The 3,905-nt window shown below is 59.1% G+C and carries 4 protein-coding genes; 2 read left to right on the top strand and 2 right to left on the bottom strand.

Features of this window, described 5'->3' with window-relative positions; genetic code table 11:
• Positions 1-2,686, top strand: a 2,686-nt coding sequence (locus DCO47_RS26065) for an RHS repeat-associated core domain-containing protein (protein WP_165839225.1), incomplete at its 5' end; no start/stop codon positions are given.
• A complete protein-coding gene (locus DCO47_RS26060) occupies positions 2,683-3,108 on the top strand; it encodes a hypothetical protein (RefSeq protein WP_042608467.1) in 426 nt (141 codons plus the stop codon). The genes DCO47_RS26065 and DCO47_RS26060, both read left to right, overlap by 4 nt.
• 89 nt (positions 3,109-3,197) lie before the next feature.
• On the opposite strand, the gene DCO47_RS27095 is transcribed toward DCO47_RS26060, so the two are convergent.
• Positions 3,198-3,365: a hypothetical protein gene (locus DCO47_RS27095; protein WP_165839224.1), complete on the bottom strand. Its 168-nt coding sequence runs from the start codon at positions 3,363-3,365 to the stop codon at positions 3,198-3,200.
• 118 nt (positions 3,366-3,483) lie between these two features.
• Entirely contained in the window at positions 3,484-3,903 is a 420-nt protein-coding gene (locus DCO47_RS26050) for a YMGG-like glycine zipper-containing protein (protein ID WP_116659229.1), read from the bottom strand.
• Positions 3,904-3,905 lie beyond the last annotated feature (2 nt).

The raw sequence follows: 3,905 nt of genomic DNA, 5'->3' as shown, positions 1-3,905 counted from the left end.
GAACGATGACGACGCCAGCGTGACCGTGCATTACGTCGACGGCACCGAAGAAGTCTACGTCCACGACGAGCGCGCGCGGCTGGTGCGTCAGGTCGCGGCGGATGGCGGCGAGCAGCTCAAGGCCTATGACGAGCAGGGCCGCTTGGTCGCCGAGCAGGATGCTCTGGGGGCGGTCACCGAATACCGCTACGACGAGGTCGGACGGCTGATTGCGCTGATTCCGCCGGACGAGGCGCCAACGTCCTACGAGTACCGCAACGGTTTTCTCTACAAGCGTTGCCGAGGCGACGCGGTGTGGATCTATCGGCGCAACGCCGAAGGTGCGGTCACCGAAGCGGTCGATCCCGACGGCCAGGTCACCCATTACTACTACAACCTGCGCGGCCAGTTGTTGTCGCTGCGCTACCCCGACAGCAGCCGCCATCGCTGGGTGTGGAACGAGCTCGGCCAGCTCATCGAAGAAACCCTGCCGGACGGCGGCGTGCGGCGCTTTTCCTACGATGCGCTGGGCCGGCGGATTACCACCCAGGATGAATTTGGTGTTGTCAGCCGTCAGCAGTGGGACGCCGCCGGCCGACTGATCCTGACGACTTCTCCGACGGGCAGCACCCGCGCCTACAGCTACGGCGCCTACGGCCAGATCACCGCCGAACGCGACGAACTCGGGCGCATCACCCGCTACGAATATGACGACGACCTGCACCTGGTCTCGCGGCGGATCAACCCCGACGGCACCCGCGTGCAGTACCGCTATGACCATGCGCGGTTGCTGCTGACCGAGATCGAAAACGAGTCGGGGGAAAAATACCGACTGGATTACACGCCGACCGGATTGATCCGACAGGAAACCGGTTTTGATGGGCGGCGTACCGCGTACGCCTACGACCCCAATGGCCACCTGCTGGAGAAGACCGAGTTCGGCGAGCAGGGTTTATCGCTGATCACCCACTACCAGCGCGACAAGGCCGGACGTCTGCTCGTCAAAACCCTGCCCGATGGGATCAAGGTGCGTTATGACTACGACCGCCTCGGCCGCTTGGTTGCCGTCGATGACGGGCAAAACCATCCGCTGGCCTTCGAGTACGACCGTCAGGACCGCTTGATCACCGAGCACCAGGGCTGGGGCACCTTGCGTTACGCCTATGACGCCTGCGGTCAGCTCAAGCGTCTGCGCCTGCCGGACAACAGCAAGCTCGATTATCACTACGCCAAGGGCGGCGCGCTGAGTGCGATCGACCTCAACGGCACGCCGCTCACGCGCCACGTCTACCAGTCCGGTCGCGAGCAGCAACGTCAGCAAGGTCTGCTGCTCAGCGAATACTCCTACGACGATCAGGGCCGACTACTTGCCCACGCCGTAGGCCATCGCGGCGCCTCGCTGTACCGCCGCGATTATGCCTACAGCGCCAACGGCAATCTCGAGCACATTGCCGACAGCCGCCACGGCCAGCGCACCTACGGCTACGACGCCCTCGACCGATTGATTCGGGTTCGCCATTCGCGCGACGAACTGCCCGAATCCTTCGCCCACGACCCGGCCGGCAACCTGCTGATGCAGGACCGCCCCGGCCCCGCGCAGATCAAAGGCAATCGCCTGCTGATGCAGGGCGATCGCCACTACGACTACGACGCCTTCGGCAACCTGATCCGCGAACGCCGAGGCCACGGCCAGACCCTCGTCACCGAATACCGCTACGACTGCCAGCACCGCCTCATCGGCCTGACCCGCCCCGACGGCCAGACCGCCACTTACCAATACGACGCCTTCGGCCGGCGCATCCGCAAAAGCGTCGACGGCGCCGTCACCGAATTTTTCTGGCAAGGCGAGCACCTCGTCGCCGAAAGCAGCGCCACGCAATACCGCAGCTTCCTCTACGAACCCGGCACCTTTCGCCCACTGGCGCTGCTCGACGGCAAAGGCCCGAAAAAAGCCTGCCCGTTCTACTACCAACTCGACCACCTCGGCACCCCGCAGGAACTCACCGACTACAGCGGCGAAATCGTCTGGTCCGCGCAATACGACGCCTACGGCAAAGTCGCCGCCGTCACCCTCGCCGGCGAAGACTACCTCGACCAGCCGCTGCGCTTTCAGGGGCAGTACTTCGATGTTGAAAGCGGCCTGCACTACAACCGCCATCGGTATTACGACCCGAGGTTGGGGCGGTACCTGACCCCGGATCCGGTGAAGCTGGCGGGTGGGTTGAATCAGTACCAGTACGTGCCGAATCCGACGGGGTGGGTGGATCCGTTGGGGTTGACCTCGAATTGCCCGCCACCGAATAAGCCTGGGTGTGAGGTGCCGGGGGCGAGTGATGGGGTTAAGGTTGATGAGGGGGAGCCCCAATTACCACGCTTAACTCATGGCGTAGACCCCAAAACACTGAAACGAACACATGCGCTTATGGGCAAAACCTCCACCAAACTAGTCGAGCTAATGAGAGATGACATGCGAAGCAATGGATTTAATAGCGATCACCCCATAGATGTTGCTGAACACAATGGCACGCATTACATTCTGGACGGCCATCATCGAGCTTCTGCCGCACGGCAAACCTCTACGGAAGTTACAATACAGCTGATAACCAACATACGAGACCATCACGGCACCTTAAACACTATTGAGGAAGTACTAGAATCAGCCGATAACGTTGGCAATGACAGACTGGAGCACCGCAGAAGAAGATGAACAAACAGCGCAACGACATTGTAGATCTCATTAACGACTTTCTCGCCAAGGTTGAGAATGCGACAGTGCTACTCGAGAAAAAGTTTGGTACGAGAAATATTCTCAGGCTTTGGCGCAGCAACCAAATACAACGTTGTGGCGACATAACTAGCGAAACTCAGTATGAACTCCATGGAGTTGGCTGCATTGTTCACTTCGCTACTGAATCAGTGAATTTCGACTATGGGCTCAACAGTAGAACTGACGGATTTGATGTATGGCGGCTCTACATCTATGCGTTGGACAGACCACTTACGTATAAAAAATTTTGCGACAAGAAAATACTCGAAGAAGAATTTGACGAATTGATTGTGTCAAAGAAGATTGAAAAAATGTCGACATCTGACAGCCTTTATGTCCTCACAGGTGATCCTCATTGCTGAGCAACACCTAGTGAAATTACACTCCTGAAATTCCGAATATACTTAAAGGGCCTAAAATTATAGGCCCTGGAATTCAATCTAAGAGTAGATTACTGCTCATCCCCATCCTCCTCATACTCCATATCCGCCTCATCCGCATCATTCAACGGTACCGTCGCATCATCCGTCACCGATCCAGGATCTTCACTGCCTGGATCATTGATAAACGGCAGCCCATTCGGGCCCTTCTCTTCTTTGCCTTCAGTTTCAGGAGTCATGGCGAACCTCTTGATCGCATGGAATGTATGACGTTCGAGACGCCCTATCCCCAATCGTTCCTCTTCCTGACGGCCAGACACGAAAAACCCGGCACCAGGCCGGGTTTTCGTTGATCAATCAGCGATGTTTATTTTTGTGTTTGTTCTTGTGCTTGTGACCGCCGGAATGATGTCCATCGTCATCGCCACCCAGATTGTTACCCACCGCCCCGCCCGCTGCGCCGCCCAGGCCCGCGCCGATAACGGAACCGGTGGAGCCGCCGAGGCTATTGCCGACGACCGAACCGCCTGCTGCGCCAAGACCGCCACCAATTGCGGCTTCGGTGCGGTTGCGTTTGTTCGCGCCGACGGCACTGCCGGCCGCGCCGCCGACACCCGCGCCGACCGCGGCGCCCGTGCTGCCGCCGAGTTGTCCACCAACCACATTACCCAGCGCACCGCCGAGACCACCGCCTACGGCAGCGGTGCCATCTCCGGCCGCCATGGCGCCCTGCGCCACGACCAAGCCGAACAACAGTGCAGATAATGACAATCGCATAT

This window comes from Pseudomonas sp. NDM (assembly GCF_003105095.1).
In the GTDB taxonomy this organism is placed as follows: domain Bacteria; phylum Pseudomonadota; class Gammaproteobacteria; order Pseudomonadales; family Pseudomonadaceae; genus Aquipseudomonas; species Aquipseudomonas moraviensis_A.
The sequence above is the reverse complement of the archived record's forward strand: the minus strand, read 5'-3'. Positions and strand labels throughout refer to the sequence as shown.